Origin of the sequence: Phocaeicola sp. HCN-6420 (genome assembly GCF_037890145.1) — a bacterium.
Lineage (GTDB): Bacteria > Bacteroidota > Bacteroidia > Bacteroidales > Bacteroidaceae > Phocaeicola.
The window spans coordinates 49,085-69,145 of sequence record NZ_JBBKBJ010000012.1 but is presented as its reverse complement, the minus strand read 5'-3'; the positions used below and the strand labels follow the sequence as shown (position 1 = coordinate 69,145).

Genomic DNA, 20,061 nt, shown 5'->3' with positions numbered 1-20,061 from the left:
TAACGAACAATGAAAAAACAATATATTGGCTTGCTTTTTGCCTGTCTGACTTTCTTTTTGACGGGCTGCGACAAATTTCTGGATATTCAGCCAACAGGGAGTGTGATTCCTCAAACGCTGGCCGAATACCGTGCTTTATGGCTGAACGCCTGTACAACAGTCCCGGCAGACCGGGGACTTGCCGGTATGGGTGCTGACGAAATGTTTGTAAGCAATAAAAACGATCAGGACAAATATGGAGCTATCGAGCGATGGGAAGGTACGACAACTTCTACAACTACCGTATCGTTTGACTGGGCTAATTATTACGAAGTACTGTTTTTTGCTAATTTCATCATTGAACATCACGATGAAATATCCGAAGGAAGCCAAAGCGAAATAGAACAACTTACAGGTGAGGCTTACCTGATGCGTGCATACATGCATTTCATTCTGGTGAATCTGCACGGACAGCCTTATACCAAACCGGGAGCTCCAGCTACCAAAGCTATTCCACTGAAACTGGATACTGACCTGGAAAAACAATTGTTCCGCAATACCGTAAGCGAAGTGTATACTTCTATTCTGGAAGATTTAAAAAGTGCTGAAGAGCTGATAAACGTGGAAAAATGGGATGACATTACCCTCTCTTACCGTTTTACCAAAGTATGTGTTCCGGCTATCCGTTCACGTGTGTACCTATACATGGGTGACTGGAAGAATGCTTATGCACAGGCGGAAGAGGCTCTTAAAACTAAAAATGAACTGGAAGATTTCAAGGCAGACGGATTCAAATTACCCAACCAGTATCAGTCGGTAGAAGCAATCAATGCACTGGAATATACGATTAACAACAACTATCAGAATGCTGTATCTGTACTTCCTTCATTCCTGACAATGTATCAGGAAGGCGACCTTCGCCCGGATGCTTACTTTGCTCCGGCAGATAAAGACGGTAACCGCAAATCGAAAAAGGGAGGTAATTCTGAATTTCGTTGCACTATACGTACAGGCGAATTGTATCTGAACAGTGCAGAAGCAGCAGCACAATCGGATAACCTGCCTGAAGCTCGCAAGCGTTTGCTGCAACTTATGGAAAAGCGTTATACGGTAGAAGCGTATGCCCAAAAGAAAACTTCTGTAGAAAGCATGGGTAAAGATGAACTGATAAAAGAGATTCTGAACGAACGTGCCCGAGAACTTGCATTCGAAGGACACCGCTGGTTCGACTTACGCCGTACAACTCGTCCACGCATCGAAAAGATACTCGACGGTCAGAAATATGTATTGGAGCAGGATGACCCGCGCTATACGCTTCAAATTCCCAAGGAGGCAATAGCAGCTAATCCGAACTTAACTCATTGATAAATAAAAAAGAGATGCGATGAAGAATGAATTTCATCGCATCTCTTTTTTATTTATCGAATTATCACTTACTCATGTCGTTCCATTTCATTGCGGATAAACGTCGTGACATTGATTTCCTCAACCTGATCAAACTTTTGTTTACGATACGGACAATCCGTACACAGACATTTGCTACATTTCGGACTCTCAAAAATGTTACATGGGTCCAAATGAATATTCAGTACAGCATGCTCCGAATACTTATCGTTCAGTACCTTCTGCAACTGAGCTCCGATGCGATGCCCTTGATCAATGTTATAATACCAGGGAATAGTCAGGTCACAATCCATATACAGAGAAGTTCCCGATTTTAAAACCTTTACGTTATGGATATCAATCCATTCCGGTTTTCGGTTACGGTTTAGTGTATCGGCAAGATCTTTCAACAAATTGATATCTGCTCTATCCAGTAAGTTGTCCGTCGTCTTTCTCAGAATAGAAATTCCGGTTATTATGATGATGGACCCAAAAATAAGTGCCATGGCACTATCTATCCAGGTAATTTTCGTAAAATAAAGAAGAATCAATCCTACTACCAAACCAATCGTAGAGTAAGTATCCGACTGCAAATGTTTTCCTCCTGCCACCAGCGCAATAGAATTATACTTCTTTCCGATATGTATGCTATACCACCCCATCAGATAATTAATCAGTCCCGATACTGCAATGATATAAATACCGATATCTACCTTTTGAATTTCATCCGGTACAAGCAATCGCTTTATACCTTCATAAATAATCATTCCTCCGGCAATTGATATCAATATGCCCTCGATAGAAGCCGATATCAGTTCTATTTTACCATGCCCGAAAGGATGATCAGTGTCCCGAGGCTTTTCCGACCAGCACAAGCTGAACAAACTTATTGTTCCAGCTGCCACATTGACTATACTTTCCATAGCATCCGTCAGTACACCTACAGAATTGGTCAGGTAATACGCAACGAACTTAACCACCAAAATTAATACTGATATCATCAGTATGTTTCGCTGGACTTTTTGCTTTAATTTATTCTCTGTTAGTTCCATAATCCTCAAAAGATTGAAGTTTGAAAAATGAGTGGACGAAAGTACAACTTATTTTTAACCCGACAAAAACATGATGGCTTAAAGTCAATCTAAATTTCAATATGTTACAATTTATCATTCATTTAATTGACAATTAACACATCAAATAGGAAAATGATTCCTAAAATCATTATAAAGAAACTTTTACCGGAATCTCATAAATATAGACTATTAATAATTATGCCCCCTGCTAAAACTGTTCACACAGTCAGGCAGAGGGCATGATAATCTTAAAAAGCTTATATTATGAATTTTCTATCAAATCAAGAATCCCAACAAGATACCGGCAGCCACAGCTGAACCAATTACTCCAGCAACATTCGGACCCATAGCGTGCATCAACAAGTAGTTAGTCGGATCGTATTCCAATCCTACTACCTGAGAAATACGTGCTGAGTCGGGAACGGCAGAAACCCCGGCATTACCGATAAGCGGATTAATCTTATTTTCTTTCTTCAATACCAAGTTGAATATCTTAACAAAAATAACTCCAGAAGCAGTAGCAATAAAGAATGACAACGCTCCCAAGATAAAGATTTTGATAGAATCCCAGGTCAAGAACTCAGATGCCTGAGTAGAAGCTCCGACGGTCAGTCCTAACAAAATAGTAATTGTATCAATCAGCGGACCACGGGCTGTTTCTGCAAGACGACGAGTTACACCACTTTCTTTCAGCAGATTACCGAAAAACAGCATACCCAGCAATGGCAAACCGGAAGGAACCAGGAAGCAAGTAAGCAACAAACCGATAATAGGGAACATCACCTTTTCTGTATGCGATACGGCACGAGGTGCTTTCATACGGATAAGACGTTCTTTTTTAGTAGTCAGCAGTCGCATAACAGGAGGCTGTATCACAGGCACAAGTGCCATATACGAATAAGCCGAAACCGCAATTGCTCCCATCAGGTTAGGTGCAAGTTTCGAAGACAAGAAGATAGCTGTCGGACCATCTGCTCCACCGATAATACCAATAGCAGCAGCCTGCATCGGATCGAAACCAATTTCCAGTGCAATCATGTAGGCACCGAAGATACCAAACTGAGCAGCCGCACCAATCAGCATCAGTTTCGGATTCGAAATCAGAGCCGAGAAGTCCGTCATCGCCCCAATGCCTAAAAAGATAAGCGGCGGATACCATCCGGAAGTCACACCCTGATACAAAATGTTAAGAACTGAGCCTTCCTCGTAGATACCTACTTTCAGTCCGGCTTCCATATTGAACGGAATATTACCGATAAGTATACCAAATCCGATAGGAATCAGCAACATCGGTTCGAATTCCTTAGCAATGGCAAGATAAATGAACACTATACCTATCAGGATCATAATAAGATGTCCCGGAGTGGCATTGTAAAAACCAGTATAGGTCCAGAAGTCTGCCAGGTTATTTTGTAAAAAACTACTAAATTCTCCCATATTACTCGATGATTATAAGGTCTGTACCTTCAAGAATAGATTCTCCCTTGCTTACCTTGATAGAAGTAACTTTACCATCACGGTCTGCTTTGATATCGTTTTCCATCTTCATGGCTTCCAGAATAAGCAACGTTTGTCCGCGTTTTACCATGTCGCCTTCCTTTACCTTGATTTCAAGAATTACACCAGGAAGCGGTGACTTGATGCCAGCCTTGCTTCCGACACTCGCCGGACGAGTCACGGCAGCAGGAGGAGCAGCCGGACTGGTAGATGCGGTACGTACTACAGGTTTAATTTTCGGCTTATTTTGTTTTTCTAATTCTACGGTATATGGCGTGCCATTTACTTCTACACGCACATTGTTATCTTCTATGTCACCCACGGTTACCTTATACAAGTTTCCGTTAATTTTATATCTGTATTCTTTCATGGTTTTTATCATTTTAAGATGATTATTTCTTATGTGGAGTTTCACGTAAAGTATAAATCTTCGAACTCCACGGAGAATAACTACGTTTCACACGACTGATGGTCAAGATTGTTTCTTCTACATCATGGTCGGCTCCCTGCGCTTCATGCAATGCCATAGAAATAGCAGCAATCACTTCACCCGGTGCCTCACCCAAACCTTTCTCCTTAGCTTCCTGCTTGTCGGTAATGTTGTGTGCAATCATAGCATTACGCTTACGCAACTTGATGGCAGCCTTACCAACCAGTTTAAAGCAGATATAAAGCAATATCAGTCCCAGAAAGACAACACTCATGGCAGATATAGCCATACCAATACCTATGGGGTCGTGTTGTTCAAACTTATCCATCTTAGGATTACTCTCTATCGTCTGATTGTTTGTACTCGGAGTCACATATTTGTCTGCGCTCGCTCCTTTGACTTCCCACTCAGCCGAAGCATCTCCTACTCTGGCATACGACTGATCTCCATTCAAAATTCCGGCTGGAACCGTCACTTCATCAAGTAACTTTTTACCAGAGTCATACAACCCAATCCAGTTTGCATTAGTCTTACTCAATACAAAATTGGTATGGAAAGTTCCACGTCTCGGATTTCCGTCTGCCCAAAAAAGTGTATGCTGACGCGGCTTGATGCTGGTCAGTACATCGCCTTTCGGTATGAAATAGGTAGCGGTATCTCCCGGTTCACTACTCACTTTCAGCAAGCACCCGGCAAGATCGGCTGTACTATATGCCTTATTGAATATTTCAATCCAGCCGCTATGTACGCCATAATCATCTTGGAAGTTATTCTGATTGTCCACCAGTACTTCATTGATGACCAGCTTACTGTTCGATTTCGTTTCTGTACAAGAAGTAAAACCGACCAGCAATAGCAAAGAAAGAAATATTCCTATTCTGTTTTTTCTCATAGATTTCTTAAGTTGAAAGTTAATAATCGAATAGTCCACGAATTACAATGGAATATTTCCGTGTTTCTTAGCCGGATTCGTCAGCTTCTTAGTCTGTAACTGCTGCAGAGCACGAATAATACGGAAACGAGTATTACGCGGCTCTATCACATCGTCTATATAACCATATTTAGCAGCATTATACGGATTTGCAAACAATTTAGTATACTCTGCTTCCTTCTCAGCCATGAACGCTTTCGGATCGGCAGCTTCTTTTGCCTCTTTGGCATACAAGACCTCTACAGCTCCGGCTCCACCCATTACAGCAATCTCTGCAGTTGGCCATGCGTAGTTCATATCACCACGCAACTGCTTACAACTCATTACAATATGCGAACCTCCATACGACTTACGTAAAGTTACAGTAACTTTAGGTACAGTAGCTTCGCCGTAAGCATAAAGCAATTTAGCTCCATGCAAAATAACAGCATTGTATTCTTGTCCTGTTCCTGGAAGGAATCCCGGAACATCCACCAATGACACAATAGGAATATTGAAAGCATCGCAGAAACGAACAAAACGTGCAGCTTTACGAGAAGCATTACAGTCCAATACTCCGGCCAAGAACTTCGGCTGATTGGCAACAATACCTACCGATTGTCCATTGAAACGAGCAAAACCTATTATGATATTTTTGGCAAAATCACGCTGTACTTCGAGGAACTCACCATTATCAACAATTGCTCCGATAACTTCATACATATCATAAGCCTTGTTCGGGCTATCCGGAATGATTTCATTCAATGAATCTTCCAGACGGTCAATCGGATCTGTACAGTCAACATAAGGAGGTTCCTCCAGATTATTCTGAGGTATGTAGCTTAATAGTTTACGAATCAGAGCAAGACCTTCTTCTTCAGTAGCAGCTGTAAAGTGAGTTACACCCGAACGAGTTGAATGTACACTTGCACCTCCCAAGTCCTCTTGTGAAACATCTTCTCCGGTCACAGTCTTTACCACCTTCGGGCCAGTAAGGAACATATACGAAGTACCTTCCATCATCAAGGTAAAATCGGTCAAGGCAGGAGAATACACAGCACCACCGGCACAGGGACCAAAGATACCTGAAATCTGAGGAACTACTCCAGAAGCCAATATGTTGCGCTGGAAAATTTCAGCATATCCAGCCAATGCATTGATACCTTCCTGAATACGCGCTCCACCCGAATCGTTCAGTCCGATACAAGGAGCTCCCATCTTCATAGCCATATCCATAACCTTGCAGATCTTTTGAGACATGGTTTCCGACAATGAACCAGCCGATACGGTAAAGTCTTGTGCAAAGACATACACCAGTCGTCCTTCAATTGTTCCATATCCTGTAACAACACCGTCGCCCAAATAATGTTTCTTATCCATACCGAAATTAGTACAACGATGTTTTACGAACATATCCATTTCTTCAAAACTACCTTCGTCAAGCAGCATGGCAATACGTTCGCGTGCTGTATATTTCCCTTTAGCGTGTTGCTTTTCGATAGCCTTCTCACCACCGCCCAAACGAGCCTGGGCACGCAGTTCGATAAGCTCTTTTACTTTTTCAAGTTGGTTACTCATGGTACTAGAAATTTATTAAATTAGTAAATGACAACATACAACGGCGGACATACCTTCGCTTAAAAGCAACAAAGTGACGAAGAATCTTGCATACATTCATAAATGTTCACAAAATTCTCCGTCACTTCTTTATTCCGAATGACAACAAACGGTCAATGTCCTCACCATTTCATTCATTGTCCGTAATTATTTTTCACAAAGTTCGGTTAATACCCCCATCGTTGATTTCGGATGAAGGAAAGCAATACTCAAGCCTTCTGCACCTTTTCTCGGAGCTTTATCAATAAGACGAATGCCATTTGTTTCAGCTTCAGCCAAAGCATTTGCTACACCATCTTCAACAGCAAATGCTACATGATGAACTCCCATGCCTCTGTTTTCAATAAACTTAGCAATCGTACTGTCAGGTCCTGTAGGTTCAAGTAATTCAATTTTCGTTTCACCACATTTCAGAAAAGCAGTTTTCACTTTCTGATCATCGACAGTTTCTATATTATAACATTTCAATCCAAGTACATTTTCATAATAAGGAAGGGCTTCTTCAATGCTTTTTACAGCAATTCCCAAATGTTCGATGTGAGAAATTTTCATAATCAAGTTGTTTTTAATGGTATTAAAATCTAAAGTTGGTTCATATCAACTGCACAAAGAAAACAAAAATGTGCAGAATAAAGAAATATTTCCCTATTTTATTTTCGCTATAAACTCTTTTTTTAGTTTATTTTTATTTTACAAAAATCTCGAATGTCAGAAATATTTTTCTTTCATTGGTAGATAGACTTCACAAAGTATTTTCCTATGATATTACTTATTTATCAACATCTTAAGCATCCATTTTTCTGAAGATGGCTACTCAACTACAAACAACACGCAATTCAACATCACAAATTATCGTCAACCTGTTTTACCAAACAACATCTAATGATCTTTTCTGCTCAAAGCTTAAAAGATATTATTTCCCATTTCTCGACAAAAAGAAGTTATATTGTAAAAACACAATCTGCCACATATCGTACACGGAGATTATATATAGATACGGATCAGTAAGCGGTTCAGCCAATTCCATTTCACCCTAAACCAGCGGCGTGTACTCAACTGTTTTCCTCCGAAACGTAAAATAAAGTCGCGATAACTGAATTTTCGGAAAGGAAGTCCCGCTTCTATAAATTCAAAATGATTGCAACCATGCTCTCTCGCATAAGTCATCGCTCCCCAAACAGCCAGTACTCCCGGATAAAGCAACGGATAACTTTTACGCATACCTGCCGAAAACATCAGATAAGCCGTATCACCAGAGAACAAACATACTGCTCCTCCAATCACCTTTCCCTTATAACGAACAACAAAGATTTTACCTATTCCACCAATCGAGGACTGTTCAGAAAAAGAAGCAAAGAAACGGAAATCAGGAAGATAACGATGTATTTTGGCAGAATAATACTTCTTCAACATTGCAAAAAAAGCTTTGATTGTGTCAGAAGAAGAAGCTATTTCAACAGAAGCTCCATTTTCGACTCCTCTGGCAATCTGACGTTTACGAGAAGGGCTCATCCATTTATCGAGCTGCTCATGATGAATAGAATTACGTATCCGCAGCCAACGTACCGGGAAATAATCATTTCGCCGGAAATACCGATACCCAAACAAAGGTTCTTCGATATTACGAAACTCCAATAAAAAGGAGGATTCCTTATAGCGAAGAGTAAAATACGTCAGCAGTTCATCGAAAACCTTCTCTCGCCTTTGTGTCTGACAGAAATACTCTCCTGTACCATAAACATACGTTTTACTTGTAAACCCTAATAAACGAAAATTACGCCGAGTAACACACAACAGCTTCCCTATCGGTCTGTTTCCTTCGGAAGCGACCAGCAGCACCGGACGATAGCCGGGCGTTTGCTCCAATATCCGAAACAGCTCAGTAGAATGAAAGACATTCGTTCCCGGCAAATCGGGAATGTCTTTTGCATGTTCGTATGTAGTCAACCTGATAGCCATTGTATCGCAAATTTATGATTTTTTTTGAGCATTACGAGTTTATAGATTATATTTGTCGTACAAAAAACAGATATTTTATGAAAAGTTTCAGCGAATTGATAAAGCAACGGCGCAGCATGCGCAAGTTTACGTCCGAAGAATTAACACAAGAGGAAGTAGTAACTCTGCTAAAAGCCGCTCTCATGTCACCTTCCTCAAAGCGCAGCAACTGCTGGCAATTCGTAGTTATCGACGACAAAGAAACACTCGACAAGTTGTCACGTTGTAAGGAAACAGGATCATCTTTCCTAAAAGATGCCCCACTTGCCATAGTAGTATTAGCCGATCCTCTTGCCAGTGATGTATGGATAGAAGACGCCTCTATAGCCTCCCTGATGATTCAGCTACAAGCTGAAGACCTGGGACTGGGCAGTTGCTGGATACAAATACGCGAACGATATACCGCTACAGGCATGTCTTCCGACGAATATGTACACGGCATTCTTGGCATTCCTCTACAACTTCAGGTACTATCCATCGTTGCAATCGGACACAAAGGTATGGAACGCAAACCATTCGACGAGTCACATCTGTTATGGGAAAAAGTACATATTAATAAATATGGAGGAGAATAAACGTGGTAACAAAAGCATCAAACCATAAAGACACCTACCGTGCTACAGCTGTCTTTCTCGCCTTGATGGGAATTCTCTATCTTGCAGACCGTCTGATAGGCTTTTCGAGCCACGGACTACCATGGGTTATGCAAAAAGATACCATGCTACTTTATGCTGCAGTTATCTTTCTTTGGTTCAAGGCAGACAAATCGGTAGGAATTATTCTGGCAGGTATCTGGCTCATTCAAAACATAAGTCTGGTAGTTTCCCTGTTAGGGCAAATGTCAAGCTACTTGCTTCCTGCCGCCTTACTGCTAATAGGAATATTACTCTACTGGCTATCTTCCCGATAAGACATCACCACATCAAATGTCAACTTTACATGGAAATTAAAAACATCATTATCATAGGAGCTGGAAATGTAGCAACACACCTCGCCACCGCCCTCTTGAAAGCTGGATACAATATCCGCCAAATCTACAGCCGGACAGAAGCCTCTGCCTCCGAACTGGCAAACCAACTGGGATGCCCTTATACGACTCACATCGGGAGCGTTGCTTCCGACGGGGACTTATACATTGTATCGGTAAAAGATTCCGCTCTCAACACCCTGCTTGCATCACTTGTACAGCAAGCACCACACGCCCTATTCGTACATACTGCGGGCAGCGTCCCCATGAATATATGGCAAGGACTCACAGAACGCTACGGCGTACTTTATCCGATGCAAACCTTCAGCAAACAACGTCCGGTAAACTTTCAGGAAGTTACTTTCTTTACAGAGGCACATTCTCCTGAAGATTTGCAAGCCCTAAACAAAATAGCAGCAAACTTAGGGAGCAAAGCATACGAAGCCTCTTCGGAACAGCGCCGCTATCTGCATATAGCAGCCGTATTTGCCTGCAACTTTGCCAACCATATGTATGCAATAGCTGACCATTTACTATCCACACACGGACTACCTTTCGAAGCGATGCTTCCACTTATCGACGAGACAACCAGGAAAGTGCACAAACTCTCTCCTGTTGCAGCACAGACAGGTCCGGCACAACGATACGATGAAAACGTCATCGACAAGCATCTGGAAATGCTACAAAACGAACCCCGTCTGGCAACCATATACGAACAAGTCAGCAAAAACATTCATGAATACAATAGAAACCAAATAAAAGACTTATGATAAATTACGATCTAACCCAAATACGTGCATTGGTATTCGACGTAGACGGTGTACTGAGTGCCGAAACCATTACACTACATCCCAATGGCGAACCCATGCGCACGGTTAATATAAAAGACGGTTACGCTCTGCAGTTAGCAGTAAAGTGCGGCCTGCATGTAGCCATTATCACCGGAGGAAAAACAGAGTCCATACGCAAACGTTACGAAGGATTAGGCATAAAAGACATTTACATGGGTGCCGCCGTAAAGACAAAAGAATTTACAGAACTGCTGTCCAAATACGATCTGAAACCAGAAGAAGTACTCTACATGGGAGACGATATTCCCGATTACGAAGTACTCCGTCGGGCAGGACTTCCCTGCTGCCCGGCAGATGCCGCACCAGAAATCAAAGCAATCTGCACATACATCTCCCACCGGAATGGAGGGTATGGATGCGGACGTGACGTAGTAGAACAAGTACTCCGCGCACAAGGCAAATGGATGTCACACGAAGCCGCTTTTGGCTGGTAACTAACAAGAACGATTATGCTCGAAAATCTGAAGAAATATAAAATCAAACTGGCCTCCAACTCTCCGCGCCGCCGAGAGTTATTATCCGGATTAGGAATAGATTACGAGGTCAAGATTCTGCCAGGTATAGACGAAACCTATCCCGGCACACTGACAGGCGAAGAGATTCCTGTCTATATAGCCCGTGAAAAAGCAGATGCTTACCGCCTTTCTATGCAGCAAGACGAACTGATTATCACTGCCGATACAATAGTCTATATAGATGGCGAAGTATTAGGTAAGCCCAAAGATGAAGCAGATGCCGTCAGCATGTTGCACAAACTATCAGGACGTTCGCATCAAGTCATCACAGGAGTATGTCTTACAACGACCGAATTTCAAAAAACTTTCGCCTCCATAACAGAAGTCACTTTCGATACTCTGAGTGAAGAAGACATTCACTTCTATGTAGAACATTACCGTCCCATGGACAAGGCTGGTTCATACGGTGTGCAGGAATGGATTGGTTTCATCGGAGTAACCGGATTGAAAGGCTCCTATTTTAATGTTATGGGACTGCCTGTCCAACGATTATATCAAGAATTAAGGAAATTATAAAGCAAACGTTTATCCGGCTTCCGGCAAAGGCGGTCGAGATTACATACTATTTATTTACTGAAGAAGCAGCCTCATTATACCAACGAAGCTGCTTCTCTCCATGAATCGACTCATGGCCAAACCAACCTATAAAAACAATTCACCAAGTACCTCTCTGTAATGCAAGAGTCCTTTATTGAATCTACTTAAAATCACACAACATATATTTTAATCTCTTTTTTCCATAAAAAATCCGGCTCTTTACCAAGCTTATCGATATTCCTAACTTATCGGCTATCTCCTGATATTTAAATCCGGCCAGCCTCATCAGTATCACTACACGATAATCATCAGGAAGCTTGTTTATCATTTTATAAATTTCCTCCATGCCACAACTATCGTCGATAAACTCTTCCACGCTTCTATCTATTTCAGCACAAACATTATTATCCGAAATATTCTGATACATACAATAACTTTTCGACTTACAGATATTTACAAATGTATTATGCATTATCGTATAGAGCCATCCTTTAAAATTAACATTCTCATTATATTTATCTCTGTTTTCAAGTGCCTTCAACAATGTTTCCTGAATCAAGTCTTCCGCATCTTCTCTCTTCGGAAACATCAAAAGCGCATATTTCAGAAGCTTTTCACGCAATGCTATCAGCTCCCTCTCAAAGTCAACAGTTTCCATTTTCAACGTTCATTAAACAGCCTGTCAGCTTAACACATCATTTTAATTTCACTCCAATGGTAACTGTCTTTTCCATTCTTTGACAAGCATACGCAGCAGCTCTACAAGAAAATCACTCACATGCACCTCATCAACATATAAACTCAAAACCAGAGAGTGCAAGGCTGAATCGTCCGTACTACGCACAAAAGCCATAAAATCACAAACCTGCTTATGAAAATATTGCTCATGCTCAAACAAATCATTCAAGGCAACCACAGGACTTTGCCATTTTTCGGCTTTATATGCCAGTTCACGTATAGAAACAGTTCCTCTTTCTCTCAATAAAAATGCCGTTAACTTTTGCATCCTGTCCGCTTTCTTCTGTCCTTGTGTTTTCAGCCACAAAGCCAACACGGGTAATTCCTGTTCTTCAAAATATATCTGAAATGCAGTATACAAATTGGACGACCATAACTCCGTGTTCAGTTGTTCATTGACTACCTCTTCTATCCTTTTATCCATCATCTTTCTTTTTAATCCACTTTAAGACTCCCCATGTGACGCCTAATTCGCCAAAAGCTGTACATAATGACAATATGTCACAAGTAAAATATTAAAACAGACAAAATATCAATTTCCTTTTCAATGAGCTTTATTTTACAAAAAACTTTTCCCAGCTCATCGGTACATAATAACTCTCTTACTTCACGTATATCTTTCAATGTACGATAGATTAAACTCCATATCTCGCTATCGGTATGGCGAGTTTCATCATAGTCCATAGTCCACTATCGGATACATACAAAAAGATGAATGGCACATAATTTGTAAATTATATGCTGCAACATAAAAACAAGAAAAACGCTAAAAAAAAGAATCCAATAAAAGAAACGGTAACCTGCGGCAAACGAAACAAAGGTTTCAATACCGCTTTCATAGTTGTTTAGTTTAAGTGCTTTCATACATATACAATATGTCAGCTTGCTTCCCCTTGAAGCTGTTTTTATAAAAGTTAAGCGTGGGGAACTTTAGTATTACCTGTTCAGAAGTATCCCCATACTTGATAACCGAGCAATACATAAAGCCCCACGCCTATATGCATACATATTGCTCAAACAGCAGATACACAGATACAATAGTCCGTGGAGCGTTTTTGTATTATCCTTTGTTATCGTTGTGAAATTGGGGATTTCCTGAACTTTGGATAATGCCTAAAACGCTTCTAATACTTTCTTTTTCTTCTAAGAGTAAGACAAATATACGAAATTTTTCATTTGTACCGAAAAACGGCACAAATATTTTCACGAATACGTCTAAAAAGTGCAAAAAGAAAGGGTATTCCGTATGCCAATGACGCAATAGAAAAATATAGGATACAGCTACTTTTCGAAAAGAGACCTGCCATAAATTCATTATGATTTGCCTTCTATTTAGTAACTTTGCTCTATAGAAAACAGCTGATGTCACCGAATTTGTCACCTTGTAGACGTTGTGATTTGCTTTCAATTTAGTAACTTTGCTCTATAGGAAACAGCAAGAACGGGATTTCTCGACCTATCAGAAGGGTTGTGATTTGCTTTCAATTTAGTAACTTTGCTCTATAGGAAACAGCAGCCTGCAACCGCTCTCCGGCAGTGGTGCGGTTGTGATTTGCTTTCAATTTAGTAACTTTGCTCTATAGGAAACAGCGCGACCCGCACAACAACCTATATAGCAATATATTACATCGAAGAATAGAAATAAAAAAAGAATTGTTTCCTACAAGAAATCCCGCCATAAAAAGCGGGATTTCTTATTTCTAAAATAACTCCAATTGTTGCCCTGCTACATTTTTACCATGAGGCTTCTTACCATAAAATAGTTCAATTTGCTCGAATTGCTTATCTGTTATACACATTATACCCACCTGACCAAATTCTGGTAAAAATGACTTTACTCTTTTTATATGAACTTCCGCATTCTCATAACTGGCACAATGACGAATATAAATCGAAAATTGAAACATAGTGAAACCATCCTTTTGCAAATTCTTACGAAACAAGGCATAAGCTTTCTTGTCTTTTTGAGTTTCAGTAGGCAAATCAAAAAATACAAGTATCCACATAATACGATATTCACTATATCTATCCATCACATTTCAGGATAAGCAATTTTACGTAATTCACCACTAAAGCATTTATATAAAGAAGCTGTTGTTTGGGTAGCAGCTACCATTAATGGACTTCGCTTTCTACCGATAACAACATCGAGTGTAGGAATAGTTAAAAGAACAGATTTTATTTCCTTTGTCAGTTCTACATTCTCGCCATAAGTCTTAACAAGCTGAAATACAAGTTTATCTACATAAGGACGATAAGGCTCCATTATATCATCTGCCAAACAATAAGCATTATAACGATTATGATGATGTATCCCTAAAGTAGGTAACAAACCACTGGAAACTAAAGCACGAGCGATAACCGCACGCAAAATAGCATATCCGTAATTTAATAAATTATTAGGAGGTATTCCGTCACGATCTCGCGTAAATCCTGGAATATGAGCATAAAGTGTTTTCCAATAATAAGCAGCAGCCCTTGCTTCCAAATTATCGGGATCACCGCTTTTTACTTCGTCCGCCCAAACTCTCATGCATTTATTGTCCTCTCCTAAACAATATTGCAAGACATGTGCCTGATTCTGTATTTTAACTTTTATAGTTTGCTGCCACAATTGTTTCTTCAATGGAAGAGTCGCCATCAGTTGTTCCCTGAACCTTTCATTCTGAACAGTATTCCCATAAAGTGGCAATAATAATCCAACAGGCATACTTTTATTATCACAAGTTATGACACTACAATTATTTTCCAAAAGCGCTTCAAGCACTCCCGAAGTAATTGTTATCTGCTTATGATCCAATATCACCAAGCCTATATCTTCTATGGGTCTGGTTATAACCGATTGAGATTTAAAGCCCTCTGGAAGCGAAGCGTTACGCTCCACCTCCGGTAGCTTAATAACCAATTGATTATTTTGCAATGACAAATAAGCAGGATTACCAAAGTATAGTGTTTTCTTTATCATAGTATTAAATTAGTAGTCAATAATTTTTCATAGATATATTTCCCAATCTATCCACCTCAATCGGAATACACCATTCTTTTATTGAAATTTTATCATCTGACAATTCTACTTTATTCAATGACGTATATTCATTTTTATCATATATAGATGAAGCGACCATATAAGGAACTAAAAATAACCTATTCCCTGTACAACTAACCATTTTATAAATTCTCTCCCTATCCAAAGGCTGAATTATCTTACCACTATTACGTTCTTCTTCTGTCGGCAAATAAACCAAATCATTAGGAGATAAAACAAATATTGGCAAATTACCCTTTGAGTCTTCATGAGCAGCAGGCAATCCTTGTTTTTTACGCTTAATAACTTCATTTAGAGGAATAGTTGCAAAAGTCCGTTTACGAACTTGCTTTCCCGTAGCCTCATCCTCTTGTATAGATTCATATACTGCAAAAAACAGATTGGTTCCCTTGGCAGCCTCCACAAACTTTTTAACTTTATTACCTTTCTCACCAACTGCAAACTTATCTGCCTTTTCATAAGTTCTTACCTTATAAATAGGTTGATGCCATTTACCATCATTCAGAATAGTCATATTCTGATTCATACGTTCTACTCCATCGGGAGAAAAAGCGATGTCCGGATTGTTGCCATTTTGCTGCAAATAACGCAGCAAAATCTTTTGTATACCTGTATCCGTAACTTCTTCTTCAATCTTCTTCTGACTAAAACTTGAATCCAAAGATTTACGTGTTGCAAAAAAGCGTTCATTCGTTTCTTTCGTAAAATAATAGACCTTGATTTTCTTCAAATTAACATCGGCCCAAACATCTTGATGTGTTTCGAAATACTTCGTTATTGCCTTCAAGTCATACTGAGATTTTATCAACTCATACAATTTGTTTTTCAATGATTTATCCACAACAATCGATGGATTATTGAGCACATCTTTCAAAGGAAGTGTTTTCTCCTTACGCAAATTAACCTCACCATATACTGTATCTTTATGCATCGGCTTACGAATAGCCAAACGATCACCTTTAGTCTGCGGAATCATTTTCTTTTCCCCATCTTCATTATAATGCTGATAATGGTTCGTGGTACGGTTTATTACCCGAAGGTTCTGCTTAAAGCTGACAACAATATTCGTCAATGCTGCATATACATCCTGTGTAAACGTTTCCCAAGGTTTACGAAGAATCCATTTGTAATTACCGTTTGCGTCTGTTTTTACCTTATCGCACAATAAATGTTGCAGGTCATAACGAGAGATTTCGGAGCCTTTCCGTGCAGAAGCATTATTCAGGTAATTAACAATATTCCTACCGGCACACGCTATCACAATGGCATCCATCGCATGATGACGATGGTCTATTCTTTTCTTGTTAAAGCCTTTCTGTAAATGTAAAGGCACGGCAGGCAACAAATGACCATTCGTACTTACAGCAATAAAGTCTGTACGATCCGTCATTTTATTCAAGCGCAGGAAACGTGGAAGAATAATCCGGTTCCATACATCCTGCACTCCCCAGTCTTTCTTCAACCGATCCGTTACTCCTCCTGTACAAACTATCACATTTTTCGACATGCCTTCCTGTTCGCCTTCTTCACAGACAATATTCGAAAGCAAAGATTTTACCACTTTACTGATATATCGGCTATCGTTCAACTGACGTTCAATAAAGTTATCCGGTATATCTTCAAGCAGCAGTTTTTTTATCTTCTTACTATTATTAAAGTAAGAGTCCTTTACGAAACGCTCATATTCTTCGACTGAAAAAATAGTAGCAGTCTCACCATTTCCCAATTCCACCTTTTCGCCGGAATGTTTCTTGATAAACTCATATCCTAAGCAATTATCTTTCAACTTGTTTACAGCCGATTCGCAGATTACTTTATTGGTAAAAGAATCGTCAAAGTAACGCGATTGAGGTATCACATGCTCTATTTCATAAGCAGGAGTAAACAGTTTACCAAGCGGAATAATTCTGCCAGTATAAGGCGAACGATAGCGTTGCTCCAGCCACAATTTATACCGTAAGACTTCTGAGGTAGTAGGACGTTTCTTCACATCATTTTCTCTGAACTTCTTCAATATTGAAGCAATATCGTCAGGCAAATCCTTTTCTGCAACACCTGATAACACACCTTCTTCATAGATTCGTAAGATTTCTTGCTGGGCAGGCGAATAAGGACGTACGTTCTCTATCTCAAATTCAGGATTCATAAATTCAGCAAGCAACGCCTTTATGCGTAAGTTGGTATTTTCGTTTTCCAGCACCTGTGCCGTTATACGGGCACGTTCCTTGGCCGGATTTTTCATTTCACGACCTAATTCCACATGAATCTCATCTATTTTTCCTTCTTGTTTCCAAATATCGCGTACCGTACGCAGCGTTTCCATAATAATCTGTTCTACAATAGGATTACGCAACGAATGCTGCTTAAACTTACGCAAGAAGTGATCGATATCATCGGGGGTTTCCCATTTGACAAGTTCTTTTGCTTCAGAATGACGATTGTAAACAACATAACATGCCAACCATAAAGGAAGTCCTCGGAAAGAAGATATATCGGTCAGATGCATCGCCTTTTCACGTACCCGAGTACGGATTGTTTCATCGTATTCTCCGGTCAGTATCTTTTCAATCCGGCTACGGGTATGCTCATCGATAGCCTGCTTGTCCCAGTATTTTCCCATACGCATCAGCGCAAGCAGTTTCCGGATTGCTTTCAAAGAATAGGCGGCATAGTCACTTTCAAAAGGCGGCATCTTGGAAAATATTTCTACAAAAGTTTCATTCAAACCATTCTTTTCAGCAAAAGTTCCCAAAGCTTTCGTCAATTCCTTTTTATCGGATATAGAATACAATATATGCCACAAGGCTTCTTCTTTTTCCCGGGTTAAGAATTCCTCCGGAACTCCGGCTTTACTTAACCTGAATATCATATCAGCTCTGGTCGAGTTACACGGATAACTCTTGTCTTCTACATAATTCCAGCGATATTTGGACTGCTCGTTTTTCTTCAAGCCAAAAGGTTTGTAAGCTAAAATTGTTTTTTGATCTATCTCTTTCCGTTCATTCAGCCAGTCGAATAGTTTTACATAGTCATCTTCGTTCTGCAAAAATTCATTCGTCACATCTACATCCAGTTTAAGAGAACCGTCTATCATTCTTTCACGTTGATAAATACGCAGGAAAGAAAGGAAGTGCCATAAGCGGAATTCCTGAAACAACGGATGCGATTTGGATACGCACTTCAACGGAACATGCTGTAAACTGCCATCTTTTTTATCCCGATAGACATGCGATTCGTACGGACAATCGTCAATCTGTCCCTTCTGACTTTTAAGCGGACGCTGGTAAAACAATATATCTTCCACCAAGAAATAAGTAAAATCGGAGGTAGACAGTAACCGGCGGTGAGCTTCGTTGTTAGGATATAGTTCCTCGATGCAAGCAAGCAGCAAATTGTGATCTTGCAAAGCTGCATGAAACTCCGATTGCTTGATCAAGATTTTACGAAGTTCATCTTTATAATATTTACGTTCTATCGTTCGAACCAGCTTCCCCCTTATTTTCTGATCAGGCATGCGAAGTAGTGACTCGTAAATATATGTACCCACTGTCTGACCACTTTCGTCAATCTGTGCCTGCGTCCTTGTTTTCAACAATCCCCAGTCATCTTCCTTAGGTGCCCGGAAAGAACGCTTTACATTGCCGTCTTTATCTTTTTTAGGATTTCCCTTTTCGTCCAAATCTGTTGTAACGATAAATTCTTTTACCTTACCTACCCAGTCTAAGGGAACACTGCTGGCTCTCCGGTATACCCAGCCATTTTCCAACTTGACATTATACCAGATATCTTTCCCTTTCCGATCTCCGGAATCTTCTACCGCAACAACTTTCAGTGCATAATATTCTACTGATTTTTTATTATCTTCCTGTTCTTCCTCTCCTCTTAACTGATAATATCCTCGCTTCTGATTGAAATTGAGCAATATCCAGGCAAGTTCTTCTTTGGTTATTTTCTGAGAAAGAGCTTTTTTCCGAAGATAATAGATCGTCCAGTCGTAAGGTATCTTTTTCCCTTCTGCTACCAGTTCGGGATGATGCTCGTGAAAGTCTTCCAACATCTCATTGAAAGAGTCCTGAAACAGAAATCTATATTTACCCGTTTCATCTTTATACCAAGCCAGTTTGGGTTCTGTTTCTGGTAAAAACTTACCGTATCGGTCTAATTGAGCAGCATAATGCTCCGGCAAAAATCCCATAACAGATAAAACTCGATGCAAACGCTCTCGGCGCAGTAAACTACGCTCCAGCAGACGACGTACTCCCCGCAACCGGGTTCGCTCCGCTACTGGAGATTTAGAATTACCTTTATCAAAATCTCCTAATGTAGCAGCATCCATTGGAATGATTCTGCTGCCGCAAGATGATATGTTTACAAGTTGTTCCTTGCCTTCGTCATTTACAACCGAATTTATTACAGCCCAGCCTACACTGTTCGTTCCCAAATCTAAGCCTAATATCTTTTTCATGATAGATTTTCTTTTTCTTTTTTTTCAAAGATAGAGAAAATGAATTAAAAAATCT

The 20,061-nt window shown here is 40.1% G+C and carries 18 protein-coding genes; 6 read left to right on the top strand and 12 right to left on the bottom strand.

Annotated elements, in window-relative coordinates:
- The first annotated feature begins 9 nt into the window (after positions 1-9).
- Positions 10-1,344: a RagB/SusD family nutrient uptake outer membrane protein gene (locus WKT12_RS09175; RefSeq protein ID WP_021971274.1), complete on the top strand. Its 1,335-nt coding sequence runs from the start codon at positions 10-12 to the stop codon at positions 1,342-1,344.
- Between the two features lie 68 nt (positions 1,345-1,412).
- On the opposite strand, the gene WKT12_RS09170 is transcribed toward WKT12_RS09175, so the two are convergent.
- The 7 genes from WKT12_RS09170 to WKT12_RS09140 all read right to left on the bottom strand — a co-directional run bounded on the left by WKT12_RS09170 (position 1,413) and on the right by WKT12_RS09140 (position 8,848).
- Positions 1,413-2,414, bottom strand: coding sequence for a cation diffusion facilitator family transporter (locus WKT12_RS09170; RefSeq protein WP_021971273.1), 1,002 nt, complete (start codon positions 2,412-2,414; stop codon positions 1,413-1,415).
- 297 nt (positions 2,415-2,711) lie between these two features.
- Positions 2,712-3,872 carry a sodium ion-translocating decarboxylase subunit beta gene (locus WKT12_RS09165; protein ID WP_021971272.1) on the bottom strand — a complete coding sequence of 387 codons (1,161 nt, stop codon included), beginning with the start codon at positions 3,870-3,872 and terminating at the stop codon, positions 2,712-2,714.
- Between the two features lies 1 nt (position 3,873).
- Positions 3,874-4,302 carry an acetyl-CoA carboxylase biotin carboxyl carrier protein gene (locus WKT12_RS09160; protein WP_021971271.1) on the bottom strand — a complete coding sequence of 143 codons (429 nt, stop codon included), beginning with the start codon at positions 4,300-4,302 and terminating at the stop codon, positions 3,874-3,876.
- Between the two features lie 22 nt (positions 4,303-4,324).
- On the bottom strand, positions 4,325-5,254 hold the full coding sequence (locus tag WKT12_RS09155; protein ID WP_021971270.1) for an OadG family transporter subunit: 930 nt from the start codon (positions 5,252-5,254) through the stop codon (positions 4,325-4,327).
- Between the two features lie 42 nt (positions 5,255-5,296).
- On the bottom strand, positions 5,297-6,850 hold the full coding sequence (locus WKT12_RS09150) for an acyl-CoA carboxylase subunit beta (protein ID WP_021971269.1): 1,554 nt from the start codon (positions 6,848-6,850) through the stop codon (positions 5,297-5,299).
- Between the two features lie 186 nt (positions 6,851-7,036).
- Complete coding sequence (gene mce / locus WKT12_RS09145) at positions 7,037-7,441, bottom strand: methylmalonyl-CoA epimerase (RefSeq protein WP_340319490.1); 405 nt, start codon at positions 7,439-7,441, stop codon at positions 7,037-7,039.
- A gap of 432 nt (positions 7,442-7,873) precedes the next feature.
- On the bottom strand, positions 7,874-8,848 hold the full coding sequence (locus WKT12_RS09140) for a GNAT family N-acetyltransferase (protein WP_340319489.1): 975 nt from the start codon (positions 8,846-8,848) through the stop codon (positions 7,874-7,876).
- Between the two features lie 77 nt (positions 8,849-8,925).
- Here WKT12_RS09140 and WKT12_RS09135 point away from each other — a divergent pair, with 77 nt between their 5' ends.
- From WKT12_RS09135 to WKT12_RS09115, 5 genes are all read left to right on the top strand, one after another.
- Positions 8,926-9,462, top strand: coding sequence for a nitroreductase family protein (locus WKT12_RS09135; protein ID WP_340319488.1), 537 nt, complete (start codon positions 8,926-8,928; stop codon positions 9,460-9,462).
- A 65-nt stretch (positions 9,463-9,527) separates the two neighbouring features.
- Positions 9,528-9,797, top strand: coding sequence for a hypothetical protein (locus WKT12_RS09130; protein ID WP_340319504.1), 270 nt, complete (start codon positions 9,528-9,530; stop codon positions 9,795-9,797).
- Between the two features lie 29 nt (positions 9,798-9,826).
- Entirely contained in the window at positions 9,827-10,624 is a 798-nt protein-coding gene (locus tag WKT12_RS09125; RefSeq protein WP_340319487.1) for a Rossmann-like and DUF2520 domain-containing protein, read from the top strand.
- On the top strand, positions 10,621-11,139 hold the full coding sequence (locus WKT12_RS09120) for a KdsC family phosphatase (RefSeq protein WP_340319486.1): 519 nt from the start codon (positions 10,621-10,623) through the stop codon (positions 11,137-11,139). The genes WKT12_RS09125 and WKT12_RS09120 overlap by 4 nt, the downstream gene beginning before the upstream one ends.
- A 15-nt stretch (positions 11,140-11,154) precedes the next feature.
- Positions 11,155-11,736 carry a Maf-like protein gene (locus tag WKT12_RS09115; protein ID WP_340319485.1) on the top strand — a complete coding sequence of 194 codons (582 nt, stop codon included), beginning with the start codon at positions 11,155-11,157 and terminating at the stop codon, positions 11,734-11,736.
- 181 nt (positions 11,737-11,917) lie between these two features.
- Here WKT12_RS09115 and WKT12_RS09110 read toward each other — a convergent pair whose 3' ends face one another.
- The 5 genes from WKT12_RS09110 to cas9 all read right to left on the bottom strand — a co-directional run bounded on the left by WKT12_RS09110 (position 11,918) and on the right by cas9 (position 20,006).
- On the bottom strand, positions 11,918-12,415 hold the full coding sequence (locus tag WKT12_RS09110; RefSeq protein WP_021971261.1) for an RNA polymerase sigma factor: 498 nt from the start codon (positions 12,413-12,415) through the stop codon (positions 11,918-11,920).
- A gap of 48 nt (positions 12,416-12,463) precedes the next feature.
- A complete protein-coding gene (locus WKT12_RS09105) occupies positions 12,464-12,919 on the bottom strand; it encodes a ferritin-like domain-containing protein (RefSeq protein WP_340319483.1) in 456 nt (151 codons plus the stop codon).
- Between the two features lie 1,276 nt (positions 12,920-14,195).
- Entirely contained in the window at positions 14,196-14,528 is a 333-nt protein-coding gene (gene cas2 / locus WKT12_RS09100) for a CRISPR-associated endonuclease Cas2 (RefSeq protein WP_021971078.1), read from the bottom strand.
- The gene (gene cas1 / locus WKT12_RS09095) at positions 14,528-15,460 is read right to left on the bottom strand and encodes a type II CRISPR-associated endonuclease Cas1 (RefSeq protein WP_021971079.1); all 933 of its coding nucleotides are present in this window, start codon (positions 15,458-15,460) and stop codon (positions 14,528-14,530) included. Before cas1 ends, cas2 begins: the two co-directional genes overlap by 1 nt.
- A 16-nt stretch (positions 15,461-15,476) precedes the next feature.
- On the bottom strand, positions 15,477-20,006 hold the full coding sequence (gene cas9, locus WKT12_RS09090; RefSeq protein ID WP_340319482.1) for a type II CRISPR RNA-guided endonuclease Cas9: 4,530 nt from the start codon (positions 20,004-20,006) through the stop codon (positions 15,477-15,479).
- Positions 20,007-20,061: the final 55 nt, after the last annotated feature.